Source organism: Streptomyces hawaiiensis (assembly GCF_004803895.1).
In the GTDB taxonomy this organism is placed as follows: domain Bacteria; phylum Actinomycetota; class Actinomycetes; order Streptomycetales; family Streptomycetaceae; genus Streptomyces; species Streptomyces hawaiiensis.
Window position 1 is genome coordinate 4,927,942 of the sequence record NZ_CP021978.1, and the last position, 17,940, is coordinate 4,945,881.

Sequence of the window (17,940 nt, forward strand, 5' to 3'; positions counted from 1 at the left end):
CTAGCTGGAATAGTGGATAACGGGCCGGGAGGAAAGGGATTCTTGCCCCGCAGTGCGCGTGGAAGTGCGGGCTAGTGCCCTGATTTGTCCTGAATGACTGCTCTGTCAAGAGACGTAGAACACTGAACCAAATTACTAACTAGCGTCGTAGATCACGCTTTTGGGGGTTTGTCGAGCTTCGGGTTACCAAGGGATGGCCATGCGGCGAGCGTCTGTGCGCCGGGTGGTTTTCTCCGTCCCCTTCCATACGAGGTTTCGATGTCCCAGCGCGTCACGTCCCGCTCTTCCCGTACGTCCCAGCTCCGCACCCGTGCGACCGTGCTGGCCGCCGGCCTTGGTGTCTCGGTCGCACTGGGAGCCGGGGTCGCGTCCGCCGCCGACACCACGGCCGCGTCCGGTGCCGCCAGTGCCGTTCAGGCGCAGGCCGCCGCTCAGGCCAAGGCCGCCAAGGTCGAGGCCGCGAAGGCCGCGAAGGCTGAGAAGGCCGCCAAGGCCGCCGCCGCGAAGAAGGCGGCCGCGAAGAAGGCCGCCGCCAAGAAGGCCAAGCCGTCCTGGATCGACCCGGTGAAGAAGTACAAGCTCTCCGCGTCCTTCGCCCAGAACGGCGGCATGTGGCAGTCCACCCACAGCGGCCAGGACTTCGCCGTGCCGAGCGGCACCCAGGTCGTCGCCACCCACGGCGGCACCGTGGTCAAGGCCGGCGGCAACGGCGCCGGCGACGGTCCCGCGTACGGCAACGCCGTCGTGATCAAGCACGGCAACGGCACGTACTCCCAGTACGCCCACCTGTCGAAGGTCACCGTGCGGATCGGCCAGATCGTCAAGACCGGCCAGGAGATCGCCAAGTCCGGCAACACCGGCAACTCGAGCGGTCCGCACCTGCACTTCGAGATCCGTACGACCCCGAACTACGGCTCGGCGGTCGACCCGGTGAAGTTCCTGCGCGCCAAGGGCGTGAAGGTCTGACCGGAAGGGGTGATCCCCCCGGCCCGCTAGGAGCCCCCGGCTCCCCGGTGGGCCTGGGTCACCAGGTCCGTGGCGACCTCGAGGACGGCTTTGTTCTTCTCCTCGGGGTCGCCTTCCATGTCCTGCATCAGGAACATCCCGGCGTGCAGTGTGAACAGCGCGCTGACGCAGCGGACCTGGTCGGCCATGTCCGCGTCCGGGTCGATGATGATGTCGCGCAGGCTGCGGATGCGCTCCTTGAAGGAGTCGCCGATGCGCAGTTCCCGTACCGTCGCCTGGTTCTCGTGCATGAAGCGGAACAGCGGGGCCGCCTGGGCGAGCGTGTCGGCGTAGCGGCGGACGATCTCCTGCTTGGTCTCCAGGGTGTGCGGCTGCTGCCGGCCCCACTCGATCAGGTCCTCGATCGGCTGGGTGAGGTCCTCGAAGATGCTGACGAGGATCTCTTCCTTCGTCTTGAAGTGGTAGTAGAGCGCCGCCTTGGTGACCTCCAGGTGCTCCGCGATCTCGCGCAGGGAGGTCTTCTCGTAGCCGTGCTCCGCGAAGAGTTCGAGGGCCACGTCCTGGATGCGCCGGCGGGTGTCCCCGCGGCGCCGCTGCCTGGTGCCGTCCATGGTGCCGCCCATCCTCCTACGCCCCCCGCTTTCCATAAAACTTACTTGACGCCCGGCTAGTTCCGGGGCTAGCTTCCGAGTGTAGTCACTAGCCGGTCGGCAAGTAAGTAGCGTAGCTGGGGGAGTGGGAAGCGATGGCGGACACGACGGACACGACGGACACACCGGCGGCAGACGCCGGGGAGAAACAGCCGAAGAGCGTGCGGGTCGTGCTGCTCGCGCTGATGATCGCCATGATGCTCGCGATGCTCGACAACATGATCATCGGTACGGCGATGCCGACGATCGTCGGTGAGCTGGGCGGGCTCGAACACCTCTCCTGGGTCGTCACCGCCTACACGCTCGCGACCGCGGCCTCCACCCCGCTGTGGGGCAAGCTCGGCGACATGTACGGCCGCAAGGGCACGTTCCTGTCGTCCATCGTCCTGTTCCTGATCGGCTCCGCGCTCAGCGGCATGGCCCAGAACATGAGCGAGCTGATCGGCTTCCGTGCCGTGCAGGGCCTCGGCGCCGGCGGTCTGATGGTCGGCGTCATGGCGATCATCGGTGACCTGATCCCGCCCCGGGAGCGCGGCAAGTACCAGGGCATGATGGCCGGCGTCATGGCGCTGGCGATGATCGGCGGTCCGCTGGTCGGCGGCACCATCACCGACAACTGGGGCTGGCGCTGGGCGTTCTACATCAACCTTCCCCTCGGCGTGATCGCGCTGGTCGCCGTCAGTGCCGTGCTGCACCTGCCCAAGAAGCGCTCCAAGGCGCGGATCGACTACCTGGGCGCCGGGCTGCTGACCGTAGGCATCACCGCGATCGTGCTCGTCACGACCTGGGGCGGCACGGAGTACGCCTGGAGCTCCGCGCGGATCATGGAGCTGATCGGCATCGGGGTCGCCGCGCTCGTCGGGTTCGTGTTCTGGCAGACCAGGGCCGCCGAGCCGGTGCTGCCGCTGCACATCTTCCGCAGCCTGAACTTCACGCTGATGTCGGTCATCGGCTTCATCACCGGCTTCGTGATGTTCGGCGCCACGCTCTTCCTGCCGCTGTACCAGCAGGCCGTCCAAGGTGCCTCCGCGACGAACTCCGGGCTGCTGCTCCTGCCGATGCTCGGTGCGATGCTCGTGACCTCGATGGTCGCCGGGCGGGTGACCACGAACACCGGCAAGTACAAGGTCTTCCCGATCGTCGGCAGCGCGCTGATGATCGTCGGGCTCTACCTGCTGTCCACGATGGACACCGGGACCTCGCGTCTGACCTCCGGTGTCTTCATGGCCGTGGTCGGGCTCGGCATGGGCTGCCTGATGCAGATCACCATGCTGGTCGCGCAGAACAGCGTGGAGATGAAGGACATGGGCGTCGCGTCCTCGTCGACCACCCTGTTCCGTACGCTCGGTTCCTCCTTCGGCGTCGCCATCATGGGTGCGCTGTTCAACCACCGCGTCCAGGACGTCATGACCGAGCGGGGCGGTTCCCTCGGCTCCAAGCTGACCGAGCAGTCCGCGCAGCTCGACGCGAAGAGCCTGGAGAAGCTTCCGGTGCTGGTCCGGGAGGCGTACCAGCACGCGGTGTCCGCCGGCACGCACTCGGCGTTCCTGCTCGGGGCCGTGGTGGCGGTGGTCGCATTCGTGGCGGCCGTCTTCGTCAAGGAGGTCCCGCTGAAGGGAGCGGGTCCGAAGGAGGACGGCAAGCCGGACGCCCCGGCGGCGCAGCCGTCCGTGGTCGAGGCCGTCTGACCGCACCGCACGAGGCCCCCGGGAGTGTCCGCCCGGGGGCCTTCGTCATGCCCGGCGAGCGTCTGTCGGAGGCCGTTGACGCGGGCTGCGGCGTGAAGTTTTACGCCGGGCGATCATGGCCTCGCGCAGCGGCTCGGTGACGCCGGGCTAGTCGGCGCAAGGCGGGACGCCGCGCACGTAACGCCGCGCACGTAGTCGACATCCGGCTCGGCGCGGTACGGCGAGCCGGGTCGTTGTCAGACCCCCGTGTCACCATCGGTTGCATGGACAAGACGCGCCAGATCCGGCTGGCCAAGGACGCCATGGACCGGGACTGGGCCGACCCTGGGCTCGACCTGGACACCGTGGCCGCGCACGCCGGGTACTCGCGCTACCACTTCATCCGCGCCTTCAAGGAGGCGTACGGCGAGACCCCCGGCCAGTACCTCACGCACCGCCGGACAGAACGCGCCGAGGACCTGCTGCGCACGGCGAACTTGTCGGTGACGGAGATCTGCCACCTGGTCGGCTTCAGCAGCGTCGGCACCTTCTCCGCCCGCTTCAAGGCCTGGACCGGCCTGACGCCCAGCGAGTACCGGACGAAGCACGTGGGCCGGGGCGCCGCCCTCATACCCGGCTGCTACGCCATGCTCTGGGCCGGCGGTTTCCGCTCCGCGCCTGGCGCCGGCATACAGCGCAATTCCGGAGAAGCGGGCTGACACCCCCGCTGCCTACCGTGGCAGAGCAGGCACACCGGCCGCAGCGTCAGAACAGGAGCACGCCATGATCAAGGGTCTCGCCATCTCGACCGTCTGGGTCCTCGACCAGGACCGGGCGAAGGAGTTCTACACGGAGAAACTGGGCCTGGAGGTCCGTACGGACATGACCATGGGCGAGGGCGGCATGCGCTGGCTCACCGTCGGCTCGCCGAACCAGCCCGACGTCGAGCTGACGCTGATGGTGCCCGGCTCGCCCGCGATGGATCCCGAGTCCGCCGAGATGCTCCGCAAGCTGGTGGCCAAGGGCGCGCTCGGTGCGGGCGTGCTGACCACCGACGACATCCACGGCGACTACAAGAAGCTCAAGGACCGGGGGGTGGAGTTCCTCCAGGAGCCGCAGGAGCGCCCGTACGGCACCGAGGCGCTGTTCCGCGACGACTCCGGCAACTGGTTCTCCTTCACCCAGCCCCGCGAGGGCGGCCTCGACATGGACCAGGACTGGACCTGCTGACTCACGCGAGTCCGAAGGCCTGGAAGGCCTAGGACCCCGGCAGCATCGGGTAACTCCCCGTGTTCGTCGGCGCGTGCTCCGGCAGCCACAGCACGGCGACCGCGCCCTCGGCCGGCAGATGCTCCGGCGTCCCCGGCGTGCGCACGTTGCGGAAGGTCAGCCGGGCGCCCATCACCCGGGCCTGCCCGGCCGCGATGGTCAGGCCGAGTCCGTGGCCGTGCCCGGCCCGGTCCTTGCTGCCGGTGCGGAAGCGGCTCGGCCCCTCGGCGAGCAGGTCCTCGGGGAAGCCCGGGCCGTGGTCGCGCACGCGGATGACCCGGCCCTCGACGCTGACCTCGATGGGCGGCTTGCCGTGCCGGGCCGCGTTGGCCAGGAGGTTGAACAGCACGCGCTCCAGGCGGCGTGGGTCGGTGGTGACCTCCGACTCGTGCACGATGCGCACCTCGATGGCCGGATCCTTGGCCGCCACCCGCCGGGCGACGAACTCGCCCAGCATGAGGTCCTGCAGTTCCGCCCGCTCGGAGGCCCCGTCCAGCCGGGCCACCTCCAGCACGTCCTCGACCAGCGTGCGCATGGCCTTCGCACGGTCCAGCACCAGCTCGGTCGGGCGCCCGGGCGGCAGCAGTTCCGCGGCGGTCAGCAGTCCGGTCACCGGGGTGCGCAGCTCGTGCGCGATGTCGGCGGTGACCCGCCGCTCGGCCTCGATGCGCTGCCGCAGCGCGTCCGCCATGGCGTCCACCGCGCTCGCCAGGTCGTCCGTCTCGTCCCGCACGACCCCGCCCATGGCGTCCCGCACCCGCACGTCCGTCTCGCCGCCCGCGAGCTGGTTGGCCGCGATGGCCGCCTTGCGCAGCCGCCGCGAGAGATGCCCGCCGATGAGCACGCCGAGCGCGCTGCCGCCGAGGACGACCGCGATGGACCCGATGAGCAGGGCCTGGTCGAGGTCCTGCAGGATGTCCGAGCTGCGGTCGGTGAAGCCCGAGTGCAGCGACATCACCTGCCCGTTCTTCAGCGGCACGGCGGCCCATATGTCGGGCACGTCACCCGGCCGGTCCGCCACGTACGTCGCCCGCTGGCCCGCCTCGACCCGGTCCCGCAGCGCATGGGGCAGGTTCGGGTCGTTGATCTTGGTGTTGGGGAAGTTCATCCGCCCGGACAGCTCGAAGTTGCGCTGGGCGATCAGGATCCGCTCATCGGCGAGGTCGCGCGCGTTGTCCAGCATCGAGACCCGGGCGGCGTTGTGCACGACGAGGCTCAGCGCGATCGCCACCAGTGCGCCCACCAGCGCGATGGCCGCGCTCAGCTTCCATCTGAGGCCCGTACGGATGCCCGCACGCTCCAAGCCCGCGGCGACCAGGCGCCGGAAGTGCCCCCTCATACCCCTGCCCCTGCTCAGGCCTTCAACTTGTAGCCGAAGCCACGGACCGTCTCGATCCGGTCCTGGCCGATCTTCTGCCGCAGCCGCTGCACATGCACGTCGACGACGCGGGTGTCCCCGCCCCAGCCGTAGTCCCACACCCGCTCCAGCAGCTTGTCGCGGGAGAGCACCGTGCCGGGCGCGGAGGAGAACTCCAGCAGCAGCCGCATCTCGGTCGGCGTCAGCGCCACCGGCTGCCCGGCGCGCCGGACCTCCATGCCCTCGGTGTCGACCTCCAGGTCCCCGAAGGCCAGCACCCCGCCGCTCGCCGGGGCGGCCGGCTCCTCGCCCCGGCCGCCGCCCGCGTGCCCGAAGCGGCGCAGCACCGCGCGGATCCGGGCGACCAGGACGGCACCGTCGAACGGCTTGGTCACATAGTCGTCGGCGCCCGCCTCCAGCCCCAGCACGACGTCGATGGAGTCGGCCCGCGCCGACAGCATGATCACCGGCACCGTCGACTCGTCGCGGATGCGGCGGCACAGGCTGACACCGTCGAGGCCGGGAACCATGACGTCCAGCAGCGCGATGTCGGGGCGGTCCGCCCGGAAGGCCTCCAGACCCGACAGCCCGTCGGGCATGGCGGTGACCACGAAGCCGTCCCGTTCCAGGGCGAGCTGCGTGGCCTCGCGGATGACGTCGTCGTCCTCGACGAACAGGACGTGGGTCTGGTCTGCCATCCCGGTGCTCTCAGTCCTTCGTGGTCCGTGGGGGTGCGTTCTCTCTGCTGGGACGCACGGGCCGTGTGATGCGTTCACCGAGGGATCGGTCCGAGCGGTCCGATCGGTTCACGCGGCCCTGCGCCCGCGTCAGCCCGCGGGCGCCGGTGTCGGGCTGTCGCCGGCGACCTTCCCGTAGTCGTTGTGCGTGCGGTACTTCTCGGCGAAGTGGCCGGAGGTCCATCTGTACGTGATCACGTTCTCCCCGGAGGGGCTCGACACCGGGTCGCCCTTCTCGTACACCTGCTTGGTCACCACCAGGTCGCCCCGGTCGATCTCCGCGTAGACCGGCGGTTCCTCGGCCTTGAACACATTCTCGTACGAGCCGTCCTGCTCGCGATACACGTAACTGCCCACCCCCACGGCGTCACCGCAGGTCAGCACGTTGACGACGACGTCGTCCGCGGAGCCGCCGGTCAGATTGCCGTAGGAGACGTCGACCGGGTACTCGTCGGCCACGCACGGCTTCAGCTCGCGCTTCACCTCGGGCGCGACCTTCGGGTCGTCCTTGACGAGCTTGACCGCGTTCACGGTGTCGGGCGACTTCGACGGCGCGGCGGACGGGGTGGCGGCGGCGCCCGCCACCGAGTCGGCGTGCGCCGGGCCCTCGTCGCGGGCGCCGGTCCCGCCGGCACCGCACCCGGACACCAAAAGGGCGAGGGCGGTGGGCACGGCCAGTGCCGCGCTCACCGCCTGGATACTGCCCCGGGTCCGCGCAGAACCCTCGCCGGTCAGGCCGCGCACCGCTCCCGCTCCTCACGCTCCAGCGCGCGTGCGTCCAGATCGCGGGACTCCAGCTCCTCGCGGAGCCGGGCGAGCGCCCGGTGCAGCGTGCTCTTGACCGTTCCGGCCGACATGCCGAGGGCGGCGGCCGTCTCCTCCGTGGACATCTGCTCCCAGTGTCGCAGCACCACGACACTGCGCTGCTTCGGGGCGAGCACCTTCAGGACGTCCATCAGCAGGGCGCGGTCCGCGTGCTGCTCGGTGGCGTCGTCGACCGAGGCGTCCGGGAGCTGCTCGGTCGGGACCTCCTCCAGCTTCCGCGCCCGCCACCACTCCGTACGGGTGTTGATCATCACCCGGCGCAGGTAGGCGTCCGCCAGCCGCTTGTCCTCGATGGTCTCCCAGCGGCGGTACGTCCGTACCAGCGCCGTCTGCAGCAGATCCTGTGCGTCCGTCGGGTCCGGGACCAGGCGGCGGGCACTGCGCAGCAGCGCGTCCTGCCGGGTGCGGACGTAGTCCTCGAACTCGAGCACCTCGCCGTGCGCCATGGTGAACCGCCTCCCGTTTCCCCGTTCGGGCCGGCTCCCCGCCGCCCGTGTACTGCCTGTGGTCTTCAGTCGTCCCGTGTCTTCCGGGAACGCATCTGAAGGTACGGAGGCGTTGTCACGGCGCTGTCCGAAGCAGCCTGCGGCCAGCGCTCGGCTGTCCGTCGGTTGTGTAACGGAAGCCCGAACGGGGTAGAGCGGTGGGGGCGTTGAGGTGGGTTCGGGGTGATTTGTCCACCCTGGGTGTTGTGACGGGCGGCGGCCCGCGGCTGTGATGTGTCTGTACGTCAGGTCAGCGGCAGCCGGTACAGACCGTCCGCCATCGGCTCCACCAGACCGTCGGAGACGAGACCGTCGAGGGCGCGGGCCCGCTGCACCGGCTCGTGCCACACCCGGTCCAGTGCCGCCTGCGGAACGGGCCCGTGCGCCTCCCGCAGCACGGCGAGCAGCCGCCCCCGCACCTGCCGGTCGGTGCCCGCGTAGGTCTGGCCGCGGCGCGGCGGCCCGTCGTGCTCCGGCTTGCCCGCCAGCCGCCACGCGCACTGCGCGGCGATCGGGCAGCGGTGGCACGACTCGCTCTTCGCCGTGCACACCAGCGCGCCCAGCTCCATGGAGGCGGCGGCCCAGCGGGCGGCGGTCGGCTCCTCCTCGGGCAGCAGCGCGCGGGCCAGCTTGCGCTCGGCGGCGGTGGTGGCGTTCGGCGGGTACCGCACGCCGGTGACCGCGCGGGCGAAGACCCGGCGCACATTGGTGTCCAGCACCGGGTGCCGCTGCCCGTAGGCGAAGGAGGCGACGGCGGCGGCCGTGTACTCGCCGATGCCGGGCAGCGCCAGCAGCTGGGCGTGGTCGGCCGGTACGTCACCGCCGTGCCGTTCCGTTATGGCGACGGCGGCGCCGTGCAGCCGCAGCGCGCGGCGCGGGTAGCCGAGCCGGCCCCAGGCGCGGACGGCCTCGCCGGGCGCCTCCTTGGCCAGGTCGGCGGGGCGGGGCCAGCGCTCCAGCCACTGCTCGTAGACGGGCAGGACACGGCTCACCGGCGTCTGCTGCAGCATGAACTCACTGACCATCACCCCCCACGCCCCGGCCTCCGGACGCCGCCACGGCAGGTCACGGGCGTTCTCTTCGAACCAGTCGATGACGGGGGAGTGCAGGTTCTCTCCGAGGGGCGGCCCGGAGGGGGTGTCGGCGGGGGCGGGGGTGGGGTGCGGGGGCTTCGTGGGAGCAGTCATGGCCTCTCGATGGTGCCACGCAGAGCCACCTGTTCGGGCACACCGCCACCCCTGAAGGGGCCAGGTACCTGACGATCGACAGCAGTGCGCGCAGGTCGGGCGCTTGTAGCGTCAGGCGCATGGAACGTCCTGGCGCGGTCTCTGTTGCCCGTGGCGCCCTCCTCTGGGCCGCCTTAGCCGTCCCGGCGCTCACGGCGGACCGGGTCGGGCTGAACGAGCCGCGGCAGGGCTGGCAACAGGCGGCCGGCGTGGCGGTGCTGGCCGTGGCCGCCGCTCTCGCCCGGCGGGTACCGCTCGCGGCCTTCGGGCTGGCGGCCGCCCTGAGTCTGGCCGCCGCTCCCGCCCTGTTCACCGTCTCCTACGGGCCCGCCCTCGGCGTGTGCGCGCTGCTGCTCGGGTGGCGGGCGAGCCGGGCACGCCCCGCCGTACTGTGCTTCGCGGCCGTCGGCTGCGCGGGCACCGCCCGGATCGCGCTCGCCGGGGCCGACCCGGCCCCCGAGTGGCTCGTCATGATGGGCACGTTGCTCTTCGGCTGTGTCTTCCCCTGGCTCGGCGGGCGCTACTGGCGGCAGAGCCGGGAGCTGGCCGAGGCGGGGTGGCTGCGCGCCGCCCGGCTGGAGGACGAGGCCCGCTTCGCCGAGGAACGTGCCCGGCTGCGTGAACGGGCCAGGATCGCCCAGGACATGCACGACTCCCTCGGCCACGAGCTGAGCCTCATCGCTCTGCGCGCGGGCGCCCTCCAGGTCGCCCCAGGCCTCAACGACGAACACCGGGCCGCGGCTGCCGACCTGCGCACGGCCGCCGCCGACGCCACGGATCGGTTGCACCGCATCATCGGCGTGCTGCGCGAGGAAGACGACGAGCCGGCGCCGCTGACCCCGGCAGGCGAGACCCTTGAGCAACTCGTCGCCCGCGCGGCCGAGTCGGGCCTGCCGGTGCGCTGGGACCCCGGTGGAAACGACCCGGCCGCGGACCCCGGCGAGGTCGCCGAGCGGTTGCTGCACCGTGTCGCCCGGGAGGCGCTGACCAACGCGGCACGGCATGCACCGGGCGCCCCCGTGGTCGTGGCGGTCACGGGGCGCACCGCGGGCACTTGCGTCACCGTCACCAGCGGCCGGGCGACACGCGAGGGCCCTCCGCCCTCCGGAGGAGGTACGGGCCTGCTCGGGCTGCGTGCCGCGGTGACCTCGGCCGGCGGGGAGTTCGAGGCGGGCCCGCACGGGGAGGGCTTCCGGGTCCGGGCGTACGTCCCCGAGCAGCGGACCGCCGTCCCGCCCGCGCGCCCCCGGGCGCCGTTCACCCACGCCCGCCGCCGGGTCGCCGTCGGCCTCGGTACCGCGGCCGGGGTGGGCGCGGTGCTCGTCGGCACCGCCTTCGGCTGGTACGCCTACACGGAGAAGCGCGCGGTGCTGGAACCCGCCGCGTACGCGGCACTGCGCTCAGGCGCCCCGGCGGCCGACGTCGAGCGTGTGCTGCCCGAGCGCGACGTGCGCGACCCGCCCACCGAGCGAGCGCCGACACCGGCACCGGACGGTGCCGACTGCCGTTACTACCGGGCGAGCGGCAAACTGTTCGTCTCCGTCGACCACTTCAGACTGTGCTTCGACGCGGGGCGGCTCGTCGCCAAGGACGTGGTCCCGCGCGCCGGGCAGGCCTCCGAGGGCCAGGACGAAGACGAGGAGTTCTCACGGTGATCCGCGTGTTGTTGGCCGACGACGAGGCGATGGTCCGGGCCGGGGTGCGCGCCATCCTGGGCAGCGGCGGCGAGACGGAGGTCGTCGCCGAGGCGGGCGACGGCCGCGAGGCGGTCGAACTGGCCCGCGCGCACCGGCCTGACGTGGCCCTGCTGGACATCCGCATGCCACGTCTGGACGGTCTCGCGGCGGCCGAGGAGATCGTACGGACCGTGCCCGGCACGGCCGTAGCGATGCTCACCACGTTCTCCGAGGGCGCCTACGTGACCCGCGCCCTCAGCGGCGGCGCCACCGGCTTCCTGCTGAAATCCGGAGACCCGTACGAACTCGTCGCGGGAGTGCGGGCGGTGGCCGCCGACGCCGCGTTCCTCTCACCCAAGGTGGCCCGGTACGTCATCGACGAGGGGCTCGGGGGCGGCCGCCTCAGCCGCGAGACACAGGCACGCGCGCGTGCGGCGGCCCTGAGCCCCCGTGAACGCGAGGTGCTCGGCCTGGTGGGCGCGGGTCTGTCCAACCCGGAGATCGCCGCCCGGCTGCATCTGGTCGAGGGCACGGTCAAGGCCTACGTCAGCGCGGTTCTGGACCGGCTCGGCGTACGCAACCGGGTACAAGCGGCGATCGTGGCGTACGAGGCGGGACTGGTGGAGGCATGAGGGGGTGGTGCGCTCGTGGCCTTGCACGGCTTTGAACACCGCGCACGCGGCCCGGTGCAGCGCCTCGCCGCGCGTCCCGGCTCACCGGCGCACGGGCGTCTCGTACGACACGATGGGCGCCGGGCCCGGCCCCATCACCCACCGCACGGCCGGTGCCGACCAGGTGCGCATCGCCCCGGCCAGCCGCGTCATCGGCGCCGTGCCCAGCCGTACGGCGGCGAGGGTGACGAGCGTGCCCAGCCCTAGCCCTGCCAGGACGTCGTGGGGATAGTGCACGCCGACGAAGACCCGGGAGAAGGCCATGAGCAGGGCGAGCGGGGCCGTCAGCCACAGCAGCGTGCGCCGGACCAGGGCCAGGGCGACCGCCGAGGCGCCCGCGATCGTGGCGTGGTTGGACGGAAAGGACCAGTCGCCGTGCGGCGGGCATGCGGCCAGCGACACGGCCGCACCGGCCACCGCCCGGCACGGACGCTCCTCCGTGACAGCGGACTTGAGCACCTCACTGCACACATACGCCACAGCGGTGGCCAGAGGTGCAAGGGCCGCTATCGCGAACGCGTGGGGGCTGTCGCGGCGGGCACGCCACCAGCCGGCGACGAACAGCGCGACGAAGACCAGCAGTCCGGCCTCCGTCCATGTTCTGGCCCCGTGTTGTACCCACATCGGGGTGTCGTGGGCGAAGTCGGTGATGTCGCGGTAGAGCGCGGCGTTCTCGAAGGTCATGGTCACGGACGGTAGGCGACGGGTTGATCTCGTCACACCCTGCGATCGTCACGTCTCGTACCTGACGAAAGACGGGGGTGGGGACGTCATTTCCGGGATGATGATCCGGAAAAGTTGTAGGCCAGAGCGGCGGGTGGGACAGGTGAACGCGCCGATCTCTCGTAAGGTTTGCGCCGTGGGATCTCTGCGCAATCCGGTCGGGCCGCTTCCCTCCTCCATCTACTGGCGTCGGAGGGTCGTACTGGTGTCTGTGGTCGCCGTGTTGGCGCTGCTGACCACCTGGATCGTGACGATGGGCGGCGGGGGCGGCAAGGACGGCGACAACGGCGCCAACGGCAAGAATCCCGCGCCCTCCATCACGCCCGGCCCGTCCAGTTCGGGCCCGGCCATCAGCCAAGCGCCCGGCGGACGCGACGAGTCGGGCGGCGGCGGTTCCGGCGGCTCGTCGTCCGGGTCCGGCGACGGCTCCGGTGACGGCTCGGGCGACGGGTCGGGAGACGGTTCGGGCTCGGGCTCCGGCGACGGTTCCGGCTCGGGCGGTTCCGGGGGGTCGGGCGGCGGCGGTTCCGGCGGCTCGGGGAGCGGCACCACCGCGGGCGGCGTCGGCGTCGGCGACACCCTGCCGGCCGGATCGACCCTGCCCAACTGCACTGCCGCCGCAGTGAAGTTCAGCCTGCGCAGCCGGCACAACACCTACGACCCCGAGCAGACGCCCACGTTCCTGCTGACCGCGCGGAACGTCTCCGGCAGCGACTGCAAGATCGACCTCGGGCCGAAGAACGCGGTGTTCACGATCGCCCCGGCGAGCAGCGACGACGACTACTGGTCCTCCGAGGACTGCCCCAAGGCCGCCGCGCACCAGCTGTACCGGGTCGCCGCCGGCAGTGGCATCACCTACACCGTGAAGTGGGACCGCAAGCCGAGCGCCCCCGAGTGCGCCACGCCTCCGGCGGGTTCGGCCGGGGCGGGCACGTACCTGGTGGAAGCCAAGGCTCCGGGCTTTGCGAAGGTGCAGACGTCGTTCGTGCTGTCGGCCGACTGAAGCCCGAAACACCTGAGGGCGGTACCCCCTTGCCGGGTACCGCCCTCAGCCGTTCTGCCGTTCCTGCCGGGTCTGCCGTACGCGTCAGACGTACCGCTCCAGGATCGACGACTCCGCCAGCCGCGACAGCCCCTCGCGGACGCTGCGCGCCCGGGCCTCACCCACGCCGTCCACCGTCTGCAGGTCGTCGACGCTCGCGGCGAGCAGCTTCTGCAGCCCGCCGAAGTGCTCGACCAGGCGGTCGATGATCGCGCCGGGGAGCCGGGGCACCTTGGCGAGGAGGCGGAAGCCGCGCGGGGAGACCGCCGAGTCCAGCGTCTCGGGCGCGCCGGTGTAGCCCAACGCCCGGGCCACCGTGGACATTTCGAGCAGCTCGGCGTGGGTGAGGGCGTCGAGTTCGGCGAGGGCCTCGTCGACCGTGCGGGAGCGTTTGGCCGTGGGCTCGGGGACGTAGTCCCGCACGACCAGCTCGCGCTCGGGCTCCACGCCCGCGATCAGCTCGTCGAGCTGGAGGGCCAGCAGCCGGCCGTCCGTGCCCAGCTCCACCACGTACTCGGCGATCTCGGTGGCGATGCGGCGCACCATCTCCAGACGCTGGGCGACCGCCGAGACGTCCCGGACGGTGACCAGGTCCTCGATCTCCAGCGCCGACAGCGTGCCCGCGACCTCGTCGAGGCGGAGCTTGTAGCGCTCGAGGGTGGCGAGCGCCTGGTTGGCGCGGGACAGGATCGCCGCCGAGTCCTCCAGGACGCGGCGCTGGCCGTCGACGTACAGGGCGATCAGCCGCATCGACTGGGAGACGGAGACCACCGGGAAGCCGACCTGCTTGCTGACGCGGTCCGCGGTGCGGTGCCGGGTGCCCGTCTCCTCCGTCGGGATCGTGGGGTCCGGGACCAGCTGCACGCCCGCGCGCAGGATCTTCGACAGGTCCGAGGACAGCACGATGCCGCCGTCCAGCTTGCACAGCTCGCGCAGCCGGGTCGCGGTGAACTCGACGTCCAGCACGAAGCCGCCGCTGCACAGCGTCTCGACCGTCTTGTCGAAGCCGAGCACGATGAGCCCGCCTGTGTTGCCGCGGAGCACCCGCTCCAGGCCGTCACGCAGGGCGGTGCCGGGTGCCACGGCGCTCAGAGAGGCGCGCATCAGGCCATCGGTACCGGCACTCCCGCCGGACTTTCCGGGAGCCGATGCCCGGTCGTTGGCTGCCACTGCACTCCTCCGGTCGCAGGTCCTGGGCGCCCCCGTGTCGCGCGCTCGGTTCGCACGGACGGGCGAGACCAGGGCAAAGTCTACCGGCGACCCTCCTCGTCCTGTGGGGCCTCTCTGCGACGGGACCGGGGAAGGACCCGCAGGGCGTCCCCTATGTCCGCGACTTCCAGGACCTTCATGCCCGCCGGGACCTTGCCCGGGTCGCTCGGCACCAGGGCGTGTGTGAAGCCCAGGCGGTGGGCTTCGGCCAGTCTGCGCTGCACTCCGGTGACCCGTCTCACCTCGCCCGCCAGGCCCACTTCGCCGATCGCGACGAGGTTCTTCGGGAGAGGTGTGTCACTCGCCGCGCTCGCCAGGGCGAGGGCGACGGCCAGGTCCGCGGCCGGCTCGGAGAGCTTCACACCGCCGACCGTCGCGGAGTAGATGTCCCTTTTGCCCAAGGCGCTGATCCGCCCGCGCTGTTCCAGCACCGCGAGCATCATCGAGACGCGGGAGGTCTCCAGGCCCGAGGTGGTGCGGCGCGGGGAGGGGATCTGCGAGTCGACCGTGAGCGCCTGGACCTCGGCGACCAGCGGGCGGCGGCCCTCCAGGGTGACGGTCAGGCAGGTGCCCGGGACCGGTTCGGCCCGGCGGGTCAGGAAGAGTCCGCTCGGGTCGGCGAGGCCCGTGATGCCCTCGTCGTGCAGCTCGAAGCAGCCGACCTCGTCGGTGGTGCCGTAGCGGTTCTTGACGCCGCGCACGAGCCGGAGGCGGGCGTGCCGGTCGCCCTCGAAGGACAGGACCACGTCCACGAGGTGCTCCAGCAGGCGCGGCCCGGCGATCGCGCCGTCCTTGGTGACATGGCCCACCAGCAGCGTGGACATGCCGCGATCCTTGGAGGCCCGGATGAGGGCGCCGGCGACCTCCCGCACCTGGGCCATGCCGCCGGGCGCTCCGTCGATCTCCGGGGAGGCCACCGTCTGCACCGAGTCCATGATCAGCAGCGACGGCTTCACCGCGTCCAAATGGCCCAGCACCGCCGCCAGATCCGTCTCGGCCGCCAGGTACAGGTGGTCGTCGATGGCGCCGATGCGGTCGGCGCGCAGCCGGACCTGGCTGGCCGACTCCTCGCCCGTGACGTACAGCGTGCGGTGCTCGTCGCTCGCGGACTTGGCGGCCACGTCGAGCAGGAGCGTCGACTTGCCGACGCCCGGTTCGCCCGCGACCAGCACCACCGCGCCGGGGACCAGTCCGCCGCCGAGCACGCGGTCCAGCTCGGGGACGCCGGTGGGGCGGGCGGTGGCCTGGCGGCCGTCCACCTGGCCGATGGGCAGGGCGGAGGTGGTGACCCGGCCCGGTGTCGTCGTACGCACCGCGGGCGCGCCGTACTCCTCGACCGTCCCCCAGGCCTGGCACTCGGGGCAGCGGCCGAGCCACTTCGCCGTCTGCCACCCGCACTCCGTGCAGCGGTAGGACGGGCGGTCCTTGGTGGTCTTCGTACGGGCAGCCATGGACGAAACCGTAGCCGCCGGCACTGACATCGCGGGGACCGGCCGGCGGCGGCCGCTTGCGCGCCAGGGGCCCGCCACCCCGCGCCAAAGGCGGAACGCCCGGCGGCGGCCACCTGCGCGCCAGGGGTCCGCCACCCCGCGCCAGCGGCGGAACGCCTGGTTCATGTCCCCGATTGAGGGATCGTTTCACCCGTACGGATTAAATGTGCTCAAGCCGCCTGAAGGTGCCACTCCCGGCCGCCTACGGTCGCCGAATGATGAGCAGTACTCCGGAGATCTCGACCCGCTCGACCCGCACGGCCGGCGCACACCGGGCCCACCGGGAAGCGCGTGACCGCGGGGCGGCGCGCACGCTGGCGCAGCGGCCGCCCGCGCGCTACGAGCCCTACCTGGACGGCCTGTTCACCTACTGCCTGTCCGTGCTGTGCGACCACGAGGCCGCGACCGCCGCCCTGGGCGACGTCCTCGCACTCGCCGAACGCCGCGGCCGGCACGTCCCCGGGGCACCCGCGGACCGCAGGGCCTGGCTGTACGCGCTGGCCCGCTGGGCGTGCCTGCGCAAGCTGGCCGAGGCCAAGCAGAAACGTCAGAGCAGCCACGCCGCGGGCCGCACCGACCGGCGGCGTGCCGACCGTCCGGCCGCTCCGGCCCCCTCCGAGGAGGTCCAGGAGCGGCGCCGTCGCGAACTGGCGCTGCTGGCCTGGCCGGAGGCCGCCGGCACCACCCCGGAGCAGCGGGAGGCGCTCGAACTGGCCGTGCGCCACCATCTCGCCGCCCGCGAGGTCGCCGCCGTCCTCGGCATGGACCCGGCCGCCGCCCGCGATCTGCTCGCCTCCGCCGCGTGCGAGGTGGAACGCACGCGTGCGGCCCTCGCCGTGGTCGAGACCGGGGCGTGTCCGAGCGTCGCGCACCTCGCCGGCGACGACCGGCTCGTGCTCGGCACGGCCCTGCGGAGCGAACTCGTCCGGCACGTCGACGACTGCCCGCGCTGCCGCCGCACCGCCGAGCGAGCCATCCCCGGCCGCTGGCCGGGCACCAGCGTCACGCCCGCCGAACTGCCCGTCCTGCCGGCGCCCCGGGCGGCCCTGCACGTCGCCATGGCCCACCACCCGCGCGCGCGAAGCGCGGCACCCCGCTTCGACCGGCGCGGCTTCCCGATGGACCCCAAGGACCACGCCGCCCGAAGGGACCGCCTGCGCGCGCGTGCCGTCACCACGACCGTCGTCGCCACCGTCGTGGCCGCCCCCGTGCTGGCCCTGTGGGCCGCCTACCGGGGCACCCCGGTCGGCGAGGGACAGGACGGCCGCTCGGCCTCCGCGCGCGAGGCGGACGACCCGTTCGGCCTGGACGGCGAGATGGCGGGCGGCGGCTACGAGAACACCGGCAACGCGAGCACGCGGCCCGGCCCCCGCTTCGGCAAGGACGGCAAGGCCGACGTCTCCGTCGAGGTCATCGGCGTCGCCGGCGCCGGCCGCGAGGCCGCCCTGGAGGTCACGGCCGACAACAGCGGTGACACCACCCTCGTCACCCTGACCGCGACCGGCCCGGCCCCGGTCCGCTGGTCCGCGTCCACGGGAGCCCACTGGCTCTACCTCAGCCAGTCGTCGGGAACGCTCCGGCCCGGCGAGTCGTTGACGATCAAGGTGTACGTCGACCACCTGCGGGAGCCCGCCGGCCCCTGGCAGGCGCGGGTCGCGGTCGCCCCGGTGGGCGCCGTCGTCCACATCGAGGGCTACGGCGCCGCGCCCAGCACCTCCGGCCCCGGCCCGGACCCCCGCCCCGGCGGCCCTGCCGAGCCGACTCCCACCCAGCCCGACCCGACTCCCACGACCTCCGCCCCGGACCCGGACCCGCCGCCGACCACCCCGCCGCCGTCGACCGACCCGGACCCCACGCCCACGCCGACGGACCCGGGCCCGACCGACCCGACGGGCTCGACGCCGCCGCCCTCGGACAGCGGCGACCCGAGCCCGGCCACGTCGTAGG

Annotated in this window: 17 protein-coding genes; 8 read left to right on the plus strand and 9 right to left on the minus strand. The window is 72.3% G+C overall.

Annotated elements, in window-relative coordinates; all coding sequences use genetic code 11:
• The first annotated feature begins 258 nt into the window (after positions 1 to 258).
• Positions 259 to 966, plus strand: a complete 708-nt coding sequence (locus CEB94_RS22775) for a M23 family metallopeptidase (protein ID WP_175433975.1) — start codon at positions 259 to 261, stop codon at positions 964 to 966.
• Positions 967 to 992: 26 nt separating this feature from the next.
• On the opposite strand, the gene CEB94_RS22780 is transcribed toward CEB94_RS22775, so the two are convergent.
• Positions 993 to 1,589 carry a TetR/AcrR family transcriptional regulator gene (locus tag CEB94_RS22780; RefSeq protein WP_175433976.1) on the minus strand — a complete coding sequence of 199 codons (597 nt, stop codon included), beginning with the start codon at positions 1,587 to 1,589 and terminating at the stop codon, positions 993 to 995.
• A gap of 122 nt (positions 1,590 to 1,711) precedes the next feature.
• On the opposite strand from CEB94_RS22780, the gene CEB94_RS22785 reads away from it, so the two are divergent.
• The 3 genes from CEB94_RS22785 (at position 1,712) to CEB94_RS22795 (ending at position 4,513) form a co-directional block, all read left to right on the plus strand.
• Positions 1,712 to 3,304 carry an MDR family MFS transporter gene (locus tag CEB94_RS22785; RefSeq protein WP_175433977.1) on the plus strand — a complete coding sequence of 531 codons (1,593 nt, stop codon included), beginning with the start codon at positions 1,712 to 1,714 and terminating at the stop codon, positions 3,302 to 3,304.
• 263 nt (positions 3,305 to 3,567) lie between these two features.
• On the plus strand, positions 3,568 to 4,002 hold the full coding sequence (locus tag CEB94_RS22790) for a helix-turn-helix transcriptional regulator (protein ID WP_175433978.1): 435 nt from the start codon (positions 3,568 to 3,570) through the stop codon (positions 4,000 to 4,002).
• Between the two features lie 64 nt (positions 4,003 to 4,066).
• On the plus strand, positions 4,067 to 4,513 hold the full coding sequence (locus tag CEB94_RS22795) for a VOC family protein (protein WP_175433979.1): 447 nt from the start codon (positions 4,067 to 4,069) through the stop codon (positions 4,511 to 4,513).
• A gap of 28 nt (positions 4,514 to 4,541) precedes the next feature.
• On the opposite strand, the gene cseC is transcribed toward CEB94_RS22795, so the two are convergent.
• From cseC to CEB94_RS22820, 5 genes are all read right to left on the minus strand, one after another.
• Complete coding sequence (gene cseC, locus CEB94_RS22800; protein WP_175433980.1) at positions 4,542 to 5,891, minus strand: two-component system sensor histidine kinase CseC; 1,350 nt, start codon at positions 5,889 to 5,891, stop codon at positions 4,542 to 4,544.
• 14 nt (positions 5,892 to 5,905) lie between these two features.
• Positions 5,906 to 6,607, minus strand: a complete 702-nt coding sequence (cseB, locus tag CEB94_RS22805) for a two-component system response regulator CseB (protein WP_107460307.1) — start codon at positions 6,605 to 6,607, stop codon at positions 5,906 to 5,908.
• Positions 6,608 to 6,736: 129 nt separating this feature from the next.
• The gene (locus tag CEB94_RS22810) at positions 6,737 to 7,390 is read right to left on the minus strand and encodes a hypothetical protein (RefSeq protein ID WP_175433981.1); all 654 of its coding nucleotides are present in this window, start codon (positions 7,388 to 7,390) and stop codon (positions 6,737 to 6,739) included.
• Positions 7,378 to 7,917, minus strand: coding sequence for a SigE family RNA polymerase sigma factor (locus tag CEB94_RS22815; RefSeq protein WP_175433982.1), 540 nt, complete (start codon positions 7,915 to 7,917; stop codon positions 7,378 to 7,380). Before CEB94_RS22815 ends, CEB94_RS22810 begins: the two co-directional genes overlap by 13 nt.
• Positions 7,918 to 8,201: 284 nt before the next feature.
• On the minus strand, positions 8,202 to 9,143 hold the full coding sequence (locus CEB94_RS22820) for an A/G-specific adenine glycosylase (protein WP_175433983.1): 942 nt from the start codon (positions 9,141 to 9,143) through the stop codon (positions 8,202 to 8,204).
• A 119-nt stretch (positions 9,144 to 9,262) separates the two neighbouring features.
• Between CEB94_RS22820 and CEB94_RS22825 the strand changes: the two genes are divergently transcribed.
• Together CEB94_RS22825 and CEB94_RS22830 are read left to right on the plus strand one after the other, a co-directional pair.
• The gene (locus CEB94_RS22825) at positions 9,263 to 10,837 is read left to right on the plus strand and encodes a sensor histidine kinase (protein ID WP_175433984.1); all 1,575 of its coding nucleotides are present in this window, start codon (positions 9,263 to 9,265) and stop codon (positions 10,835 to 10,837) included.
• Entirely contained in the window at positions 10,834 to 11,490 is a 657-nt protein-coding gene (locus CEB94_RS22830) for a response regulator transcription factor (RefSeq protein WP_175433985.1), read from the plus strand. The genes CEB94_RS22825 and CEB94_RS22830 overlap by 4 nt, the downstream gene beginning before the upstream one ends.
• 81 nt (positions 11,491 to 11,571) lie before the next feature.
• On the opposite strand, the gene CEB94_RS22835 is transcribed toward CEB94_RS22830, so the two are convergent.
• On the minus strand, positions 11,572 to 12,213 hold the full coding sequence (locus tag CEB94_RS22835) for a phosphatase PAP2 family protein (protein ID WP_175433986.1): 642 nt from the start codon (positions 12,211 to 12,213) through the stop codon (positions 11,572 to 11,574).
• 175 nt (positions 12,214 to 12,388) lie between these two features.
• Here CEB94_RS22835 and CEB94_RS22840 point away from each other — a divergent pair, with 175 nt between their 5' ends.
• Entirely contained in the window at positions 12,389 to 13,255 is an 867-nt protein-coding gene (locus CEB94_RS22840) for a hypothetical protein (RefSeq protein WP_175433987.1), read from the plus strand.
• 84 nt (positions 13,256 to 13,339) lie between these two features.
• Here CEB94_RS22840 and disA read toward each other — a convergent pair whose 3' ends face one another.
• Entirely contained in the window at positions 13,340 to 14,464 is a 1,125-nt protein-coding gene (disA, locus tag CEB94_RS22845) for a DNA integrity scanning diadenylate cyclase DisA (RefSeq protein ID WP_102909109.1), read from the minus strand.
• Between the two features lie 80 nt (positions 14,465 to 14,544).
• Positions 14,545 to 15,954 (minus strand): DNA repair protein RadA, encoded by a 1,410-nt coding sequence (gene radA / locus CEB94_RS22850; protein WP_175433988.1) that lies wholly within the window; start codon positions 15,952 to 15,954, stop codon positions 14,545 to 14,547.
• Between the two features lie 254 nt (positions 15,955 to 16,208).
• On the opposite strand from radA, the gene CEB94_RS22855 reads away from it, so the two are divergent.
• Positions 16,209 to 17,939: a BACON domain-containing protein gene (locus tag CEB94_RS22855; RefSeq protein WP_175433989.1), complete on the plus strand. Its 1,731-nt coding sequence runs from the start codon at positions 16,209 to 16,211 to the stop codon at positions 17,937 to 17,939.
• The last annotated feature ends 1 nt before the right edge of the window (position 17,940 follow it).